This is a genomic window from Streptomyces sp. DI166, assembly GCF_900091315.1.
Taxonomy (GTDB): domain Bacteria; phylum Actinomycetota; class Actinomycetes; order Streptomycetales; family Streptomycetaceae; genus Streptomyces; species Streptomyces fuscus.
On record NZ_FLSP01000010.1, the window covers coordinates 40,460 to 57,499 of the forward strand.

A 17,040-nucleotide genomic window follows, 5' to 3' on the forward strand; every position below is an offset into this window, starting at 1 on the left:
TGCATTCGATGCGTGTGCATGTAGTGTCTCCGCCATGACCTCTCCGCTCTCCCACCCCACGGCCGACGGACGCTGGACACCCCGTCTGTGGGGCACTCTGCTGGTGCTCTGCGCCGCGATGTTCCTCGACGCCCTCGACGTCTCGATGGTCGGCGTCGCCCTGCCCTCCATAGGCGCCGACCTGGACCTCTCCACCTCGACGCTGCAGTGGATCGTCAGCGGCTACATCCTCGGCTACGGCGGACTGCTGCTCCTCGGCGGACGCACCGCGGACCTGCTCGGCCGGCGTCAGGTCTTCCTGGTCGCCCTCGGCGTCTTCGCCCTCGCCTCGCTGCTCGGCGGGCTCGTCGACTCCGGCCCGCTGCTCATCGCCAGCCGCTTCATCAAGGGCCTGAGCGCGGCCTTCACCGCGCCCGCCGGACTGTCCATCATCACCACGACATTTCCCGAGGGCCCGCTGCGCAACCGCGCCCTCGCCATCTACACCACCTGCGCGGCCACCGGCTTCTCCATGGGCCTGGTCCTCTCCGGCCTGCTCACCGAGGCCAGTTGGCGCCTGACCATGCTGCTGCCCGCGCCGATCGCCCTGATCGCCCTGGTCGCGGGCCTGAAGCTGCTGCCGCGCAGTACCCGCGAGAAGAACCACAACGGTTACGACATCCCCGGCGCCGTGCTCGGCACCGCCTCCATGCTGCTGCTGGTGTTCACCGTGGTGCAGGCACCGGAGGTCGGCTGGGCCTCCGCCCGCACCCTGCTGTCCTTCCTCGCCGTGGCCGTCCTGCTGACCGCGTTCGTACGGGTCGAGCGGCGCTCGGCCGGGCCCTTGATCCGGCTCGGCGTACTGCGCTCGGGCAACCAGGTCCGCGCCCAGCTCGGCGCCCTCGCCTTCTTCGGCTCGTACGTCGGATTCCAGTTCCTGACCACCCTCTACATGCAGTCGCTGCTCGGCTGGTCCGCGCTGCACACCGCCCTCGCCTTCCTGCCCGCGGGCGCGCTGGTGGCGCTGTCCTCGACGATGGTCGGGCCGATCGTCGACCGGTTCGGCACCCAGCGGCTGATCGCGGTGGGCTTCGCGCTCATGGTCCTGGGCTACGCGCTGTTCCTGCGCGTCGACCTCGACCCGGTCTACGCGGCGGCCGTCCTGCCGTCGATGCTGCTGATCGGCGCGGCCTGCGCGCTGGTCTTCCCCTCGCTCAACATCCAGGCCACCAACGGCGTCGAGGACCACGAGCAGGGCATGGTCTCCGGACTGCTCAACACCTCGGTGCAGGTGGGCGGCGCGATCTTCCTCGCCGTGGTGACCGCCGTGGTCACCGCGGGCGCCCCGGACCGGCCCACCCCGCAGGCGGTCCTCGACAGCTACCGCCCCGGCTTCATGGTGGTGGCCGGTGTCGCCGTCGCGGGCCTGCTGATCACCCTCACGGGTCTGCGCGGAAAGCGCCGCGCCCAGCAGTCCATGGTGGTCGCCAAGTCCCCTGTGCGGGAGACGGAGCAGGACCGGGTGCCGGTCCGCGACTAGGGGGACGTCTCCATCACCGGGTGCCCGGCGGGGGTCGCTTGCCCCGCCGGGCACCCGGCTGTTTCACTTCCGGCATGAGTCAGTACGGGGGACGCTCACACAAGGCCCAGCAGGACGCGTTCGTGGTCGAGGTGGGATACGCGCTGGTCAGCGCGGTGTTCGCGGCGGGGCTCCTGTTCGGGGCCGTGGGTGGTCCGGCGCTGCTGTTCGACCTGCCGCCGCTGGCGGCGGAGGTGCTGCTGCAGAGCGGTCTGTGGCTCGCGGTGGTGGTGTTCGCCGTGCGGGTGATCAGCGTGGTCGTACGCTTCCGGCGTACGCCTCAGCCCAGCCAGCCCGGCCGCACCAACCCCGACTCGTAGGCCAGGACCACCAGTTGGGCGCGGTCACGGGCGCCCAGCTTCACCATGGTGCGGCTGACATGGGTCTTGGCGGTGAGCGGACTGACCACCAGCCGGCGCGCGATCTCCTCGTTGGACAGCCCGATGCCCACCAGGGCCATCACCTCCCGCTCCCGCTCGGTGAGTTCGGCCAGCGCGTCGGCGCCCGAGGGCTCCTTGGAACGCGCCGCGAACTCCGCGATCAGCCGACGGGTCACACCGGGCGAGAGCAGCGCGTCACCGCCCACCACGGCCCGTACGGCACGCAGGAGTTCCTCCGGCTCGGTGTCCTTGACCAGGAACCCGGAAGCGCCGGAGCGGATGGCCTCGAAGACGTACTCGTCGAGCTCGAAGGTCGTGAGCATCACCACCTTCACATCCTTCAGCCGGTCGTCCCCGGTGATCCGCCGGGTCGCCGCCAGCCCGTCCAGCACCGGCATCCGGATGTCCATCAGGACCACGTCCGGGGTCAGTTCGCGCACCGCGCGCAGCGCCTCCTCCCCGTCGGACGCCTCACCCGCCACCTCGATGTCGGGCTGCGCGTCCAGCAGCGCCCGGAATCCGGCCCGCACCAGTGACTGGTCGTCGGCGAGCAGTACACGGATCACCGTTCCTCCTCCTTCACGGCCTTCGTAGTGAGCGGGAGCACGGCCAGCACCCGGAAACCACCGTCGGCCCGCGGGCCCGCCTCGATCCTGCCACCCAGGGCCGCGGCCCGCTCCCGCATCCCGGCCAGGCCGTTGCCGCTCCCGCCCGCGTCCGCGCCGGTCGCCGGGCCGTCGTCGTCGATCCGCAGCCGCAGGGCGCCGCCCTCCCGATCGACGTGCACGCGCGCCTGCCGCGATCCGGAGTGCCGTACGACATTGGTGAGCGCCTCCTGCACGATCCGGAAGGCGGCGAGGTCGGTGCCGGGCGGGAGCGGGGGCGGGGTGCCGTGTACCTCCACGGTCAGTCCGGCCTGGGCCGCCTGCTCCACCAATTCGGGCAACCGGTCGAGTCCGGGCGCGGGCGCGCGCGGCGCGTCCCCGGGTGCCCGGAGTGTGTCGAGCACCTGGCGCACCTCGCCGAGCGCCTCCTTGCTCTGGGCCTTGATGGTGGTCAGCGCCGTACGGGCCTGCTCGGGATCGGAGTCGAGCAGGGCAAGTCCCACACCGGCCTGGACGTTGATGACGGAGATGCTGTGCGCCAGTACGTCGTGCAGTTCCCGGGCGATCCTCAGCCGCTCCTCGTCGGCCCGCCGCCGCGCCGCCTGCGCCTGCTCGGCCCGCGCCTTCTCCCACTGCTCCCTGCGGGACCGCACCAGCTCCCCCAACGCCCCCACGGCCAGCACCCAGGCGGCGACGGCGCCCTCCTGGCCCCAGGACGCGGCGCCGTCCCCGGAGGGCGGCAGCCACTGGTAGAGCCAGTGGACGATCAGCACATGCCCGGCCCACAGCGCACCCATCGCCACCCAGGCGGCGATCCGCCGGCCGAGGACGATCGCGTTGAAGCAGGCGATCGCCACGGCCACGTACACCGGCCCGTGCGGATACCCGGCGCCGGTGTACAGCAGGACCACCGCGGCCGTCCCCAGCGCCACCGCGCCCGGGTACCGGTGCCGCCACAGCAGAAGGAGCCCGGCGGCGGCGAGGAGCAGCCGCGCCCAGACGTCGAGGCCGACCCGCTCACCGGTCTGACCCTCGGCGGCGAAGTGCGACCCGACGAACACGAAAGCGGTCACGAGCACCGTCGACGGCCACGGCCACCGCTGCCCGTCGCGCCACCACCACGGCGGCCCGCTCCGCCACCACTGCCCCGGGCCGGCGGCCACGGACCCCTGCTGCTCCTCCATGCCCGCCACGCTAGACGCCGCCACCGCCGCACGGCGTCACCCGCGCGTGGTGATCACACGTACTCCCGCCGAAGTACGCCGGTCCGTCGGCCTCCCGGCCGGGGACGGGCCTCTGGGGATGCGCTCAGCGCGGGGCTGCCGCTGTCGGCCCCGTCTGCGGATACACCAGCCCCACCCCGTGGGCGAGTTGGGACACCGCGTGCCGGAAGAACCGGTCGCGGTCCTCGACGACCCGGTTGAACTGGCCGAACACCTCGAAACCGATGAGGCCGTACAGCTGGGCCCAGGCCGCGATGAGGGCCGCCACCGTCTCCGGGGGGAGGTCGGGGGCGAAGTCGGCGGCCATGCGCTCGGCCTCGGGGCGCAGGTCGGCGGGGAGCGGCGGCTTGGCGACTCCGAGGCCCTGGTGGGCGTCGCGCAGGATGCCGATGAAGACCTGGCCGACGCGGGCGGCGGCCGGGATCGTGGTCTCGGGGGCTGTATAGCCGGGTACGGGTGAGCCGTGGATCAGGGCGTACTCGTGCGGATGGGTGAGCGCCCACTGCCGTACCGCCTCGCACACGGCGGTCCAGCGGTCCCGGGGCCCGGCGTCGGCGTGCTCGTCGCGCGCGGTCTCGGCGCTCTCACCGACCGCGTTGTAGGCGTCGATGATCAGCGCGGTCAGCAGGTCGTCGCGGCTCGGGAAGTAGCGGTAGAGCGCGGAGGAGACCACGCCGAGGTCGCGGGCCACGGCGCGCAGCGAGAGCTTGGCGGCGCCGTCGGCGGCGAGCTGTCTGCGCGCCTGTTCCTTGATGGCGGCGGTGACCTCGATCCGCGCCCGGGCGCGGGCTCCCTTGGGTGTGCTGCTGGCTGCGGTGCTCATAGGGAGAGTGTGCCACGAAAGCGAGAGCACTGCACTCAGTCGAGAGCAGTGCACAAAAAAGAGAGCACTGCTCTTGCAATAGAGCACGTGTCTCATGCATGCTGAACGAGCGATCGTGAGCAGTGCTCACAGAAAAGAGCACTGCTCACGCGACTGAGTGCAGCAGCACGCAGCAGAGCAGAGCGCAGCAGCACAGAGCACCGCACCAGCACCGACCCGAGAGAGCGCCGCTCACCAAACAGAGCACCGCTCCACAGCGCACTGCCACTGCCACAGCAGCCACAGCCCACAGCCCACAGCCCACAGCCCACAGCCCACAGCCCACAGCCCACAGCCCACAGCCCACAGCCCACAGCCCACAGGGAGTCCCCATGACCACGTCCGCGCACGTCAAGAAGCCCGGCTGGATCACCGTCAACGTCGTCAACCGCTTCGTCGCCTGGCTGACCCGCCGCGGCGTCAGCGTCTGGGGCTCCCGCGTCCTCGCCGTCCGCGGCCGCAAGAGCGGCCAGTGGCGCACCACCCCCGTCAACCTGCTGACCTTCGAAGGGGAGCAGTACCTGCTCGCCCCGCGCGGCCACGTCCAGTGGACGCACAACATGCGCGCCGCGGGTGGCGGTGAGCTGCGCCTCGGCAAGCACGTGGACGTGTTCACCGCGACCGAGGTCGCCGACGACGACAAGGTGCCGCTGCTGCGTGCCTACCTCAAGCGCTGGAAGGCCGAGGTCGGCGTCTTCTTCGACGGAGTCGGCCCCGACTCCCCCGAGGCCGACCTGCGGCGCATCGCCCCGAACCACCCGGCGTTCCGGATCACCGTCCAGAGCCGACGAGTCGACAAGTAGACCCACCCGCCCCGGACGGCAAGACCTCAGGACCCGGCGCCGGCCTCGCCGACCGCACCGGCCCCGCCGGCTTCGCCGGCTTCGCCGCCCACCGCCGCGCCCGGCCGCCGGTCCATGACCATCAGCGCGCGCTGCGCCATCGGGTGGCTGCGCACCAGCTCACCCAGCGTGGTCGCCCCGCGCGTGATGTCCATGAACGCCCGCCACGCGGGCCGGAACCCAGTCAGCGCGGCGTGGAACAGCCCAGGACGCCGCTCGAAGGCCGCCAGCATCCGCTTGCCGACGCTCATCTCCACGCCGAGCCCGGCCTTGACCGCGAAGGCGTAGTTCAGGGCCTGGCGGCGGGTGTCCACGGCGTCGTGCGCCTCGGCGATCCGCACCGCCCACTCCCCCGCGAGCCGCCCGGAGCGCAGGGCGAAGGAGATGCCCTCGCGGGTCCACGGCTCCAGCAGCCCCGCCGCGTCCCCGCACACCAGCACCCGTCCGCGCGAGAGCGGTGAGTCCTCGGACCGACAGCGCGTCAGATGCCCGGAGGAGATGCTCGGTTCGAACCCGGCGAGCCCGAGCCGACCGATGAACTCCTCCAAGTACCGCTTGGTGGCCGCGCCTTCACCGCGCGCGGAGATCACACCGACGGTGAGGGTGTCGCCCTTGGGGAAGACCCAGCCGTAACTGCCGGGAATCGGGCCCCAGTCGATGAGCACCCGCCCCTTCCAGTCCTCGGCGACGGTCTCCGGCACCGGGATCTCGGCCTCCAGACCCAGGTCCACCTGGTCCAGCTTCACGCCGACATGTGCTCCTATGCGGCTGGCGCTGCCGTCGGCGCCGACGACCGCCCGCGCGAGGAGGGTCTCGCCACCCTGGAGGACGACGGCGACCGAGCGCCGGTCCGGCACGGCCGAGCCGTGCTGCTCGACCCGCTGCACCGCGACGCCGGTGCGCAGTTCGGCGCCCGCCTTCTGGGCGTGCTCGACGAGCTGCTGATCGAACTCGGGCCGGTTGATCAGCCCGAAGAGCATCTGCTTGGAGCGCCGGGTGCGGGCGAAACGGCCGTTGTTGGAGAACGTCACCGCGTGCACCCGGTCGCGCAGCGGCAGTTCGAAGCCGGGCGGCAGGGAGTCGCGCGACGGACCGATGATGCCTCCGCCGCAGGTCTTGTAACGCGGCAGCTCGGCTTTCTCCAGCAACAGCACCCGCCGCCCCGCGACCGCTGCCGCATAAGCGGCGGAGGCCCCCGCGGGCCCCGCGCCGACCACGACGACGTCCCACACCTGCCGCACGTCGTCCGCCGAAGAGTTCTCGCTGCTCACGATGGTCTACTGCTCCCGATCAAGCCGCCTGCCGCTGCTGTCTCCCGCATCCTACGGCGGCGGTCACCGCAGGCCGCTGTGGGAGGATCAAGCCCGTAGGCACCCACCGAACCCGGAGGGGCTTACGCTCGCCCGATCAGCCGTACACAGAAGTACGCACTTCTACAACGTCGCACCTACAAGGAGCGTGCCCATGTCGTCGAATCCGGTCGCCGAGACCGTCGCCTCGCTGATGCCGAGGGCGAAGGAAGAGCTCACCGAACTGGTGGCCTTCAAGTCGGTGGCGGACTTCGAGCAGTTCCCGCGCAGCGAGAGCGAGGGCGCCGCGCGCTGGGTCGCGGACGCGCTGCGCGCCGAGGGATTCGAGGACGTGGCGTTCCTGGACACGCCGGACGGCACCCAGTCGGTCTACGGCTACCTGCCCGGCCCCGCGGGCGCGAAGACGGTGCTGCTGTACGCGCACTACGACGTGCAGCCCCCGCTGGACGAATCGGCGTGGCTGACTCCGCCGTTCGAGCTGACCGAGCGCGACGGCCGCTGGTACGGCCGGGGCAGCGCCGACTGCAAGGGCGGCGTGATCATGCACCTGCTGGCGCTGCGCGCGCTCAAGGCCAACGGCGGTGTCCCGGTGCATGTGAAGGTGATCGCCGAGGGCTCGGAGGAGATGGGCACCGGCGGCCTGGAGCGGTACGCCGAGGCGCACCCCGAGCTGCTGCGGGCCGACACGATCGTGGTCGGCGACGCGGGCAACTTCCGGGTCGGCCTGCCGACGGTGACCACCACGCTGCGCGGTATGACCATGCTCCGGGTGCAGGTCGACACGCTGGAGGGCAATCTGCACTCCGGCCAGTTCGGCGGCGCCGCCCCGGACGCGCTGGCCGCGCTGATCCGCGTACTGGACTCCCTGCGCGCCGAGGACGGCTCGACGACGGTCGACGGGCTTGAGCAGGGTGCGGCGTGGGACGGGCTCCAGTACGACGAGGAGCAGTTCTGCAAGGACGCCAAGGTGCTGGACGGGGTGGAGCTGATCGGCTCCGGCACGGTCGCGGACCGGATCTGGTCGCGGCCGGCCGTCACGGTCCTCGGCATCGACTGCCCGCCGGTGGTGGGCGCGACCCCGTCGGTGCAGGCCGGTGCCCGTGCGCTGGTCAGCCTGCGGGTGCCGCCGGGCGTGGACGCCGCCGAGGCCACCAAGCTGCTCCAGGCCCACCTGGAGGCGCACACGCCGTGGGGTGCGCGGGTGCGCATCGAGCAGGTGGGCCAGGGCCAGGCGTTCAGCGCCGACACCACGAGCCCGGCGTACGCGGCGATGGCCCGGGCCATGGCGGTGGCCTACCCGGGCCAGGAGATGCAGTACGCCGGTCAGGGCGGCTCCATCCCGCTGTGCAACACCCTCGCCGCGCTGTACCCCGAGGCCGAGATCCTGCTGATCGGGCTGAGCGAGCCGGAGGCCCGGATCCACGCCGTGAACGAGAGCGTGTCGCCCGAGGAGCTGGAGCGGCTGTCGGTGGCGGAGGCGCTGTTCCTGCGCGAGTACGCGGCGAGCTGACCGGTCGCGGGGCCGTGGATCAGGGGGTGGGCACGCCCGCTTCCAGGTAGAGCGCGGCCCCGCGTTCCCGGGCGCGCAGGGCGCCGCGCAGGCGTTCGTAGCGGACCGGTGGCAGGAGTTCGGCGGCTTCCTCCTCGGTGACGAAGCGCCAGTCGCGCAGTTCCGGGCCGGGCAGCAGCAGCCGTCCGGCCCGTACGGCGTCCAGCCGTCCGCCGTCGAAGAGCAGGCGCAGTCCGCCGTATCCGGGTGGTGCGGGCGGTTCCCAGTCGACGACGAGGAGCCGGGGTACGTCCTCCAGGTGGATCCCGGTCTCCTCGGCGACCTCGCGCATACCGGCGCGGGCGGGGGCCTCTCCGGGTTCGACGACTCCGCCGGGGAACTCCCAGCCGGGTTTGTAGGTGGGGTCGACGAGGAGGACGCGGTCCTGTTCGTCGAAGAGGAGGACACCGGCGGCCAGGGTCTCGGCCGTGGGTTCGGGGGTCTGCACGATGTCGCAGGCGGGCACGGCTCCGCTGGCGACGGCCTCGGCGATCCGCGCGGCGGTCTGGCGCGGGGTGAGGTGGCCGTTGTCCACGGGGTGGGCGTCGGCGGTGAGCCAGGAGGCGAGGGCGGACCGGTAGGGCTCGATGCGGTCGTAGGCCCACTGCCGGGTGCGCAGTTCTCCGTCCGGGGTGTCGGGGACCTCCCGCTGGGCTATCCGCTGGCGCAAAATCGTTTCCGCCGGGGCGAGGAGAATGTGCCGTACCGCGATCCGGCGGGCGGCGAGGCCGCCGAAGATCTCGTCGCGGTACTCCTGACGCAGCAGGGTCATGGGGACCACGAGGGTCCCGCCGAGTTCGGCGAGCATGGCGGCCGCGGTGTCGATCACGAGCCGCCGCCAGATCGGCAGATCCTGGAGGTCGCCGACCTCGGCGAGGTGTTTGGGCGGCAGCAGGTGCGGCAGTGCTCCGCCGATGACCTCGGGGTCGAAGAGCGTGCTGTTCGGGATCAGTTCGATCAGTTCCCGTGCGGCGGTGGTCTTCCCCGCACCGAACGCGCCGTTGATCCAGACGATCACGGACTCCCCCTCTTCTGTTGGCCCCCTGTGGCTTGCCCGCTCCACCCTGCCACGGAAACCAGTTCCAGTTGAGGGCGCACACGCGGCGGCGCCGGTGCCCCCGGTAGCGGAGGCGCCGGCGCCGTGCTCCGTGCCGTCGGGTCAGCCCTTCTGGCCGAGGGCGTTGTCCTCCACGGCCAGGCTGTCGCTGGCGATCGTCTCGTCGACTTCGCTGAGGGTGCTGAGGGTCTCGCCCACGTCGAGGTCGGTCAGGTCGCTGCCGAGGGAGTGCGAAGGCGTGATCGCGGCGACGACGAATCCGGTGGCCAGGGAGGCGATGGCGAGCATGCTGCGCTTCTTCATGCCCGGCTCAACTGCGAGGGCGGCGCGTGGGTCACGGCATCGCCCCCGGAAAACGCTCGGTCACTTCACCGGCCCCGTGTACGCCGTGCCGCTCCAGCCGCGAAGCTCCGCCGCGGTGTCCACCCGCAGGGCAACGGGCGAGGGGCGCCCGTCGGAGCACGCTCCGGCCCGGAGTCACAGCCCACTCCCGCGCCGTAACGTTCCTTCCGCCCCACCGGCCCCCGACGTCACACCGTTGCCGCGTCCGCCTGCCGGGCCAGCGCGGCCGCCGCAGCGCCCACCAGCCCCGCGTCCGTGCCCATCCGGGCCGGGGTGACGACCAGGCGCTGGACGAAGGAGAGGGTGGCGTAGTCGGTCAGGGCCTTGCGCAGGGGGGCGAGGAGCACCTCGCCCGACTTGGCCACGCCGCCGCCGATGACGGCGATGTCGATCTCGACCAGCGTCGCGGTGGCCGCGATCCCGGCGGCCAGGGCCTGGGCGGCGCGCTCGAAGGAGGCCACGGCGACCGGGTCCCCGGCGCGGGCGGCGGCGGCCACCGCGGCGGCTGAGGTGTCGCCGTCGGGGCCGGGCGTCCAGCCGTTCTCCAGGGCGCGCCGGGCGATGTTGGGCCCGCTGGCGATGCGCTCCACACAGCCGCGCGCCCCGCACGGGCACGGGTCGCCGTCGAGGTCGACGCTGATGTGGCCGATGTGACCGGCGTTTCCGGTGGGCCCCGGGTGCAGCCGTCCGCCCAGGACGAGGCCGCCGCCGACGCCGGTGGAGACCACCATGCACAGGGCGTTGTCGTGGCCGCGGGCGGCGCCCTGCCAGTGCTCGGCCGCGGTGATGGCCACGCCGTCGCCGATCAGCTCCACGGGCAGCCCACCCGTCGCCTCACGGACCCGGCGGACCAGGGGGAAGTCCCGCCAGCCGGGCACGTTGACCGGGCTCACGGTGCCCGCGGAGGCGTCCACGGGCCCCGCGCTGCCGATCCCGACCGCGCTCACGCCCGCCCACAGCGGGGAGGCGGTCAGTTCGGCGAGCACCGCCTCGACGGCACCCATCACGGTGTCACCGTTCTCGCGCGCCGGAGTGGGTCGCTGGGACCGCGCCAGAATCCGGCCGCGGCCGTCCACGAGCGCTCCGGCGATCTTCGTGCCGCCGATGTCGAGAGCGGCCACGAGGTCGGTGTGCATCAGAGTCAGATCTCCCGGTCAACCATGCGGAAAAGGGAAGCCGGACTAGCGGTGGGGCGCAGGCCGGAGAGTGCGGTGGACAGTGTCTCCTGCATCTGACAACGTTGTCCAGGCTCTATGCTCGACGCCACATCCTCATACAAACCATGGATCTGCGCATCCCCGTGGACGAACAGGACAGGACCCGCATCGTGCCCGAGACCATCCGTCGCGCCGACCGCTCCCCGCACAACCGTTACGGCAACCGGCCGACGATGAAGGACGTGGCCGCCCGGGCGGGAGTGGGTCTGAAGACCGTCTCGCGGGTCGTCAACGGCGAGCCCGGTGTCACGCCCGAGACCGAGCGCCGGGTGCAGGAGGCGATCGAGGCCCTGGGCTTTCGCCGCAACGACAGCGCACGGGTGCTGCGCAAGGGCCGTACCGCGAGCATCGGGCTGGTGCTGGAGGACCTCGCGGACCCGTTCTACGGCCCGCTCAGCCGCGCGGTCGAGGAGGTGGCGCGGGCGCACGGGGCGCTGCTGATCAACGGCTCCAGCGCCGAGGACCCCGACCGCGAGCAGGAACTGGCGCTGGCGCTGTGCGCCCGGCGGGTGGACGGCCTGGTGGTCATCCCGGCCGGGGACGACCACCGGTACCTGGAGCCGGAGATACGGGCGGGCGTGGCCACGGTGTTCGTGGACCGTCCGGCCGGGCGGATCGACGCGGACGTGGTCCTGTCCGACAACTACGGCGGTGCCCGTGACGGTGTCGCCCATCTGATCGCGCACGGCCACCGCCGGATCGGCTTCATCGGCGACATGCCCCGCATCCACACCGCCGCCGAGCGGCTGCGCGGCTACCGGGCGGCCATGGAGGACGCGGGGATACCGGTGGCGGACTCCTGGATGTCCCTGGGCGTCACCACCCCGGAGCGGGTGCGCAGCGCGGCCGAGGAGATGCTCTCCGGCCCCGAGCCGGTCACCGCGATCTTCACGGGCAACAACCGTGTGACGGTCACCGTGATCCGTGTCCTCGCCGAGCAGTCCCGACAGGTGGCGCTGGTCGGCTTCGACGACCTGGAACTGGCCGATCTGCTCCAGCCCGGGGTCACGGTCGTCGCCCAGGACGCGGCCGCCCTCGGCCGGACCGCCGCCGAGCGCCTGTTCCGGCAGCTCGACGGTACCCTCGTGACACCCGAGCGCATCGAACTGCCGACCCGGCTGATCACGCGCGGCTCGGGCGAACTGCCCCCGGCGGACTGAGCGGGCGATGGACCACCTCACGCTCCAGGCACTGGGCCTCGGCGAGGCCCCGAGGGACCAGCCGCTGCTCTACCCGGGCTGCTGGCCCGCGGACTCCGGGCTCCTGGACGGCGAGTACTACCTGCCTCTGGACCGGCCGGCCCACCCCGACCGCACACCGGTCCTGGCCATCGGCTCCAACGCCTGCCCCGGCCAGCTGCGGCACAAGATGGCCGAGGCCGGCCTCGACACACCGATCCCCATGGTCAAGGCGCGGGTCACGGGCGTGGAGATCGGGGTCTCGGCGCACGTCAGCCTGATGGGGTACGTCTCGGCGTCGCCGTTCCACGCGCCCGCCACCGTGCGGGAGCTGTTCGTGCTCTGGCTCGACGACGAACAGCTCGCGGTGGTCGACGCCAGCGAGGGCGTGCCCCTGCCGCTCGGCAACTACCGGCGCGCCTGGCTGCCCTCACCCGAGGTACGCGTCGACCTGCCGGACGGCACCACACTGCCGGGCGTCTTCTCCTACGTGAACAGGCGCGGCGTCCTGCGCAACGGTACCGGCGCCCCGCGCACCCACCCCGGCCAGCGCGCCCTGCTCACCGAACTGCTCGTCGACTCGGCCGAGTTGAGGGAGCTGTTCGGAGTCACTCCGGAGGAGTTCTGCGCGCGCGCCCGTGCCGACCGTGCCCTGTGCGAACGGGGTACGCGATGGTTCGCGAGCGAGAAGCTGGTCACCGAGCACGGTTTCGAGCGGTACGCCGGTCAGCACAGCGGGAGTCCGGGCACCGGTTCGTCGTTGTCGCCGCCTTTGACGTAGACGTCGTTGACCCAGACGTCGGTGTTGCCGCTGTCGTCGTCGGTCTTCGCCCACCAGATGTTGGTCCACTGGCCGACGCTCTGACGGCGGCCCAGGTTCTGCTGACAGTAGAAGTAGTTGGTGCCCGTGTTGAGGACGCCGACCTCGGTGCCGGCGGCGGTGTAGGACTTCGCGGTGCGCCAGACCTCGCAGTTGTACTTGCCGCCGCCGATGGGATGGCAGGCGGCCGCCGGGGTGGTCGCCCCTCCTCCGCCGCCGGAGGTCCGGGTGGGGGTCGGGCTGGGTTTCGGGGACCGCTCGGTCTCGGTGGTGGGGGTCGGGGTCGGCGCGGGGGACTTCTCGTCGGCCTTGTCGGTGGACTCGGTCTCGGCCGAGCCGTCGGGGCTGGCCGCGCCGCCGCTCTTCGAGGGGGTGCGGGCCGCGGCGGTGACGCTCTTCCTGGGGTCCGCGGTCGTCCTGGGGTCGTCGCCGTCGCGCAGGAGCGCGACCGTGGTGCCGGCCGTGGCCAGGACGAGGGCGACGGCAGCGGCGGCGAGCAGGGCGCGGCTCCGGCCGCGGGAGGGGCGGTCGGCGGTGGTGGTCTGGGGTGCGGTGGTGCTGTCGAGGGACGGCACCGCCCGGCTCGGCGGCACGGGCGGCCCGAAGCCCTGCGGGACGGCGGGGGCGACGCGCTCGGTCGGGGTTCGTTCCGGGACCGCGGTGCCGCGCAGCGCGGTCGTGGGGGTGTCCTGGCTGTCCCCGTCGGCGACGGACTGGAGGAGGTCGCGGGCCTCCTCGGCCTCCGGGCGGGACTCGGGCCGCTTGTCCAGCAGGCGGTGCAGGACGGGGGCGAGCGGTCCGGCGCGGAGCGGCTCGGGCAGCGGGTCGCTGACGATCGCGGTGAGCGTGGAGAAGGTCGAGGTCCGGCGGAACGGCGAGGAGCCCTCGACGGCGGCGTACAGCGTCGCGCCGAGCGCCCAGACGTCGGAGGCCGGGCCCGGGTCGGCGCCCTGGGCGCGCTCGGGCGCCAAGTAGTCCAGGGAGCCGACCAGTTCTCCGCTGCGGGTGAGATGGGTGGCGGAGCCGTCGCCGGGGTCCTCCATCGTGGCGATGCCGAAGTCGGTGAGGACGACGCGGCCCGAGCGGTCGAGGAGGATGTTCCCGGGTTTGACGTCGCGGTGCAGCACGCCCGCGCGGTGGGCGGCGGCCAGCGCGTCCATCACCTTGGCGCCGATCCCGGCCGCCTCCTGGGGGTCGAGGGTGCCGCGCTCGCGCAGCACGTCGTCCAGGGAGGGCCCGTCGACCAGCTCCATGACGATGAGCGGGCGCCCGTCGACCTCGGCGACGTCGTGCACGGCCACCACACCGGGGTGCCGTACGCGTGCCGCCGCCCGGGCCTCGCGCTGCATGCGCACCCGCAGCCCGTCCAGTTCGGGCCCGTCGGCATCGGTGTAGGTCCGCAATTCCTTGACGGCGACCTCGCGGCCGAGGACCTCGTCGACGGCCCGCCAGACCACTCCCATACCGCCGCGGCCCAGCTGGGCCCGCACCCGGTAGCGCCCGGCGAGCACCCGCCCGACCTCGTCAGTCCGCCCGTACTCCCCCGATGACACGACCGCCCCGTTCCTGCTGTGAACCCCGTTTGCGTGGCGTACAGCCTAAGGGGCGGCGGTGACCACCGGCCTACGCCCCGGAGACCGTCAGGTCCCCCCGTCGCGGCGCGGCGAAGCCCTCCAGGTCGGCCCGGGTGAGTCCGGTGAGCCGGACCACCTCACCCGCGTCCAGGGCCCCGCAGTCCAGGCCGCGCAGCAGGTAGCCGCTCAGGGCCTTGGCGGTGGCGGGCTCGTCCATGACGTCGCCGTCGACGCGGTGAGCGTAGCGGGCGAGACGGGCCGCCGCCTGTTCGAAGCCCTCGCGGTAGAAGGCGAAGACGGCCGCGTAGCGGGTCGGGATGTGGCCGGGGTGCATGTCCCAGCCCTGGTAGTAGGCGCGGGCCAGGGCGCGGCGGGTCAGGCCGTAGTGCAGCCGCCAGGCGTCGTGGACCTTCTCGGTCGTACCGACCGGGAGGACGTTGGTGGAGCCGTCGGAGACGCGCACTCCGGTACCGGCCGCGGCGACCTGCATGACGGCCTTGGCGTGGTCTGCGGCGGGGTGGTCGCTGGCCTGGTAGGCGGCGGAGACGCCGAGGCAGGCGCTGTAGTCGAAGGTGCCGTAGTGCAGTCCGGTGGCGCGGCCCTCGGCGGCCTGGATCATACGGGCGACCGTGGCGGTGCCGTCGGCGGCGAGGATGGCCTGGCTGGTCTCGATCTGGATCTCGAAGCCGAGCCGACCGGGCTCCAGGCCGCGTGCCTTCTCGAAGGCCTCCAGCAGCCGGACCATGGCGGTGACCTGCTCGGGGTAGGTGACCTTGGGCAGGGTCAGGACCAGCCCGTCGGGCAGCCCTCCGGCCTCCATCAGGCCGGTGAGGAAGATGTCGAGGGTGCGGATGCCGCGGTCGCGGACGGCGGCCTCCATGCACTTCGTGCGGATGCCCATGTACGGGGCCGCGGTGCCGTTCGCGTACGCCTCGGCGATCAGGCGGGCCGCTCGGGCGGCGTCCGTGTCCTCGTCGGTGCCGTGGTAGCCGTCCTCGAAGTCGACCCGCAGGTCCTCGATCGGCTCGCGCTCCAGCTTGGCGCGTACGCGGGTGTACACGGGCTCGGCGAGGTCGTCGGACAGGCCGAGGACGGCGGCGAAGGAGGCGGCGTCGGGGGCGTGTTCGTCGAGGGCGGCGAGGGCCTGGTCGCCCCAGGAGCGGACGGTGCCGGCGGCGAAGACGTCGCCGGGGACGTAGACGGTGTGGACGGGCTGGCGGGTGCCGGGGTCGCCGGGGTAGCGGCGCTCCAGTTCGGCGTCGACCGGCGCGAGGGAGGCGCTGATCTCCTCGCTGACGGCACCCGCGAGGCTGGTCGCCACCGTCTCCTGCTGGCCCTGACCCATCCCACACCCTCCTGTTTTCCGCTGTACGGAATCAACAATCCGTAGAATGAAGTTATCTGGGCGCTGTCGCGGAGGTCAACACCATGTCCGGTCGCGATGGCCGACACCACGTCCAGTACAGCACCGGAGCACGGCGAGGCCCCCGTCACCGCCGAAGCGGTCACGGGGGCCTCGTACAGCCTGGGGTGATCAGCCCTTGCGGGTGTTGATCTCCTCGGTGAGCTGCGGGACGACGTCGAACAGGTCGCCGACCACGCCGTAGTCGACGAGGTCGAAGATCGGGGCCTCGGCGTCCTTGTTGATCGCCACGATGGTCTTCGAGGTCTGCATGCCCGCGCGGTGCTGGATCGCGCCGGAGATACCGGAGGCGATGTACAGCTGCGGCGAGACCGACTTACCGGTCTGGCCGACCTGGTTGGTGTGCGGGTACCAGCCGGCGTCCACGGCGGCACGCGAGGCACCGACGGCCGCGCCAAGGGAGTCGGCGAGCGCCTCGATGATCGCGAAGTTCTCCGCGCCGTTGACACCACGGCCACCGGAGACCACGATCGCGGCCTCGGTCAGCTCCGGACGGCCGGTCGACTCACGCGGCGTGCGCGCGGTGACCTTGGTGCCGGTCGCCTTGTCGGAGAAGGTCACGGCGAGGGCCTCGACCGCACCGGCGGCCGGGGCGGCCTCCACGGCAGCCGAGTTCGGCTTGACCGTGATGACCGGGGTGCCCTTGGAGACACGGGACTTGGTGGTGAAGGAGGCGGCGAACACCGACTGGGTGGCCACCGGACCCTCGTCGCCGGCCTCCAGGTCGACGGCGTCGGTGATGATGCCGGAGCCGATGCGCAGCGCCAGACGGGCGGCGATCTCCTTGCCCTCTGCGGAGGAGGGGACCAGCACGGCGGCCGGGGAGACGGCCTCGACGGCGGCCTGCAGCGCGTCGACCTTCGGCACGACCAGGTAGTCGGCGTACTCGGAGGCCTCGTGCGTGAGGACCTTCACCGCGCCGTGCTCGGCGAGCGTGGCGGCGGTGTCGGCGGCACCGTTGCCGAGGGCGACGGCGACCGGCTCGCCGACGCGGCGGGCCAGGGTCAGCAGCTCCAGCGTGGGCTTGCGGACGGCACCGTCCACGTGGTCGACGTAGACGAGAACTTCAGCCATGGGATTGCTCTCCTGCGAAACGAAGT

General features: G+C 72.5%; 16 protein-coding genes. 6 read left to right on the top strand and 10 right to left on the bottom strand.

The window, feature by feature from the left end; genetic code table 11:
• The first annotated feature begins 34 nt into the window (after nucleotides 1–34).
• Nucleotides 35–1,519, top strand: coding sequence for an MFS transporter (locus GA0115233_RS07490; RefSeq protein ID WP_093719310.1), 1,485 nt, complete (start codon nucleotides 35–37; stop codon nucleotides 1,517–1,519).
• A 74-nt stretch (nucleotides 1,520–1,593) separates the two neighbouring features.
• Nucleotides 1,594–1,878, top strand: a complete 285-nt coding sequence (locus GA0115233_RS07495) for a DUF6332 family protein (RefSeq protein ID WP_093719311.1) — start codon at nucleotides 1,594–1,596, stop codon at nucleotides 1,876–1,878.
• Here the strand turns inward: GA0115233_RS07495 and GA0115233_RS07500 are convergent.
• From GA0115233_RS07500 to GA0115233_RS07510, 3 genes are all read right to left on the bottom strand, one after another.
• Nucleotides 1,839–2,504, bottom strand: a complete 666-nt coding sequence (locus GA0115233_RS07500) for a response regulator transcription factor (protein ID WP_093719312.1) — start codon at nucleotides 2,502–2,504, stop codon at nucleotides 1,839–1,841. The two genes, GA0115233_RS07495 and GA0115233_RS07500, sit on opposite strands and share 40 nt — an antisense overlap.
• Entirely contained in the window at nucleotides 2,501–3,727 is a 1,227-nt protein-coding gene (locus GA0115233_RS07505; RefSeq protein ID WP_093719313.1) for a sensor histidine kinase, read from the bottom strand. Before GA0115233_RS07505 ends, GA0115233_RS07500 begins: the two co-directional genes overlap by 4 nt.
• A gap of 124 nt (nucleotides 3,728–3,851) precedes the next feature.
• Nucleotides 3,852–4,589 (bottom strand): TetR/AcrR family transcriptional regulator, encoded by a 738-nt coding sequence (locus GA0115233_RS07510; protein ID WP_093719314.1) that lies wholly within the window; start codon nucleotides 4,587–4,589, stop codon nucleotides 3,852–3,854.
• Between the two features lie 371 nt (nucleotides 4,590–4,960).
• On the opposite strand from GA0115233_RS07510, the gene GA0115233_RS07515 reads away from it, so the two are divergent.
• Entirely contained in the window at nucleotides 4,961–5,431 is a 471-nt protein-coding gene (locus GA0115233_RS07515) for a nitroreductase family deazaflavin-dependent oxidoreductase (RefSeq protein WP_093719315.1), read from the top strand.
• A 26-nt stretch (nucleotides 5,432–5,457) separates the two neighbouring features.
• Here the strand turns inward: GA0115233_RS07515 and GA0115233_RS07520 are convergent, their stop codons facing one another.
• Nucleotides 5,458–6,741 carry a geranylgeranyl reductase family protein gene (locus tag GA0115233_RS07520; protein ID WP_093719316.1) on the bottom strand — a complete coding sequence of 428 codons (1,284 nt, stop codon included), beginning with the start codon at nucleotides 6,739–6,741 and terminating at the stop codon, nucleotides 5,458–5,460.
• A gap of 193 nt (nucleotides 6,742–6,934) precedes the next feature.
• Between GA0115233_RS07520 and GA0115233_RS07525 the strand changes: the two genes are divergently transcribed.
• Nucleotides 6,935–8,290: a dipeptidase gene (locus GA0115233_RS07525; RefSeq protein WP_093719317.1), complete on the top strand. Its 1,356-nt coding sequence runs from the start codon at nucleotides 6,935–6,937 to the stop codon at nucleotides 8,288–8,290.
• Nucleotides 8,291–8,309: 19 nt separating this feature from the next.
• On the opposite strand, the gene GA0115233_RS07530 is transcribed toward GA0115233_RS07525, so the two are convergent.
• From GA0115233_RS07530 to GA0115233_RS07540, 3 genes are all read right to left on the bottom strand, one after another.
• Nucleotides 8,310–9,347, bottom strand: a complete 1,038-nt coding sequence (locus GA0115233_RS07530; RefSeq protein WP_093719318.1) for an NUDIX hydrolase — start codon at nucleotides 9,345–9,347, stop codon at nucleotides 8,310–8,312.
• Nucleotides 9,348–9,488: 141 nt separating this feature from the next.
• A complete protein-coding gene (locus tag GA0115233_RS07535; protein WP_093719319.1) occupies nucleotides 9,489–9,689 on the bottom strand; it encodes a hypothetical protein in 201 nt (66 codons plus the stop codon).
• 227 nt (nucleotides 9,690–9,916) lie between these two features.
• Nucleotides 9,917–10,864 carry an ROK family protein gene (locus tag GA0115233_RS07540; protein WP_093719320.1) on the bottom strand — a complete coding sequence of 316 codons (948 nt, stop codon included), beginning with the start codon at nucleotides 10,862–10,864 and terminating at the stop codon, nucleotides 9,917–9,919.
• A gap of 146 nt (nucleotides 10,865–11,010) precedes the next feature.
• Between GA0115233_RS07540 and GA0115233_RS07545 the strand changes: the two genes are divergently transcribed.
• The gene (locus GA0115233_RS07545; RefSeq protein WP_176711665.1) at nucleotides 11,011–12,105 is read left to right on the top strand and encodes a LacI family DNA-binding transcriptional regulator; all 1,095 of its coding nucleotides are present in this window, start codon (nucleotides 11,011–11,013) and stop codon (nucleotides 12,103–12,105) included.
• A gap of 7 nt (nucleotides 12,106–12,112) precedes the next feature.
• On the top strand, nucleotides 12,113–12,904 hold the full coding sequence (locus GA0115233_RS07550) for a hypothetical protein (protein ID WP_093719321.1): 792 nt from the start codon (nucleotides 12,113–12,115) through the stop codon (nucleotides 12,902–12,904).
• Here the strand turns inward: GA0115233_RS07550 and GA0115233_RS07555 are convergent.
• The 3 genes from GA0115233_RS07555 to GA0115233_RS07565 form a co-directional block, all read right to left on the bottom strand.
• Complete coding sequence (locus tag GA0115233_RS07555) at nucleotides 12,850–14,496, bottom strand: serine/threonine-protein kinase (RefSeq protein ID WP_093719322.1); 1,647 nt, start codon at nucleotides 14,494–14,496, stop codon at nucleotides 12,850–12,852. The genes GA0115233_RS07550 and GA0115233_RS07555 overlap by 55 nt on opposite strands.
• Nucleotides 14,497–14,566: 70 nt before the next feature.
• A complete protein-coding gene (locus tag GA0115233_RS07560) occupies nucleotides 14,567–15,862 on the bottom strand; it encodes a DUF6986 family protein (protein ID WP_093719323.1) in 1,296 nt (431 codons plus the stop codon).
• Nucleotides 15,863–16,051: 189 nt separating this feature from the next.
• Nucleotides 16,052–17,014 carry an electron transfer flavoprotein subunit alpha/FixB family protein gene (locus GA0115233_RS07565; protein WP_093719324.1) on the bottom strand — a complete coding sequence of 321 codons (963 nt, stop codon included), beginning with the start codon at nucleotides 17,012–17,014 and terminating at the stop codon, nucleotides 16,052–16,054.
• Between the last annotated feature and the right edge of the window lie 26 nt (nucleotides 17,015–17,040).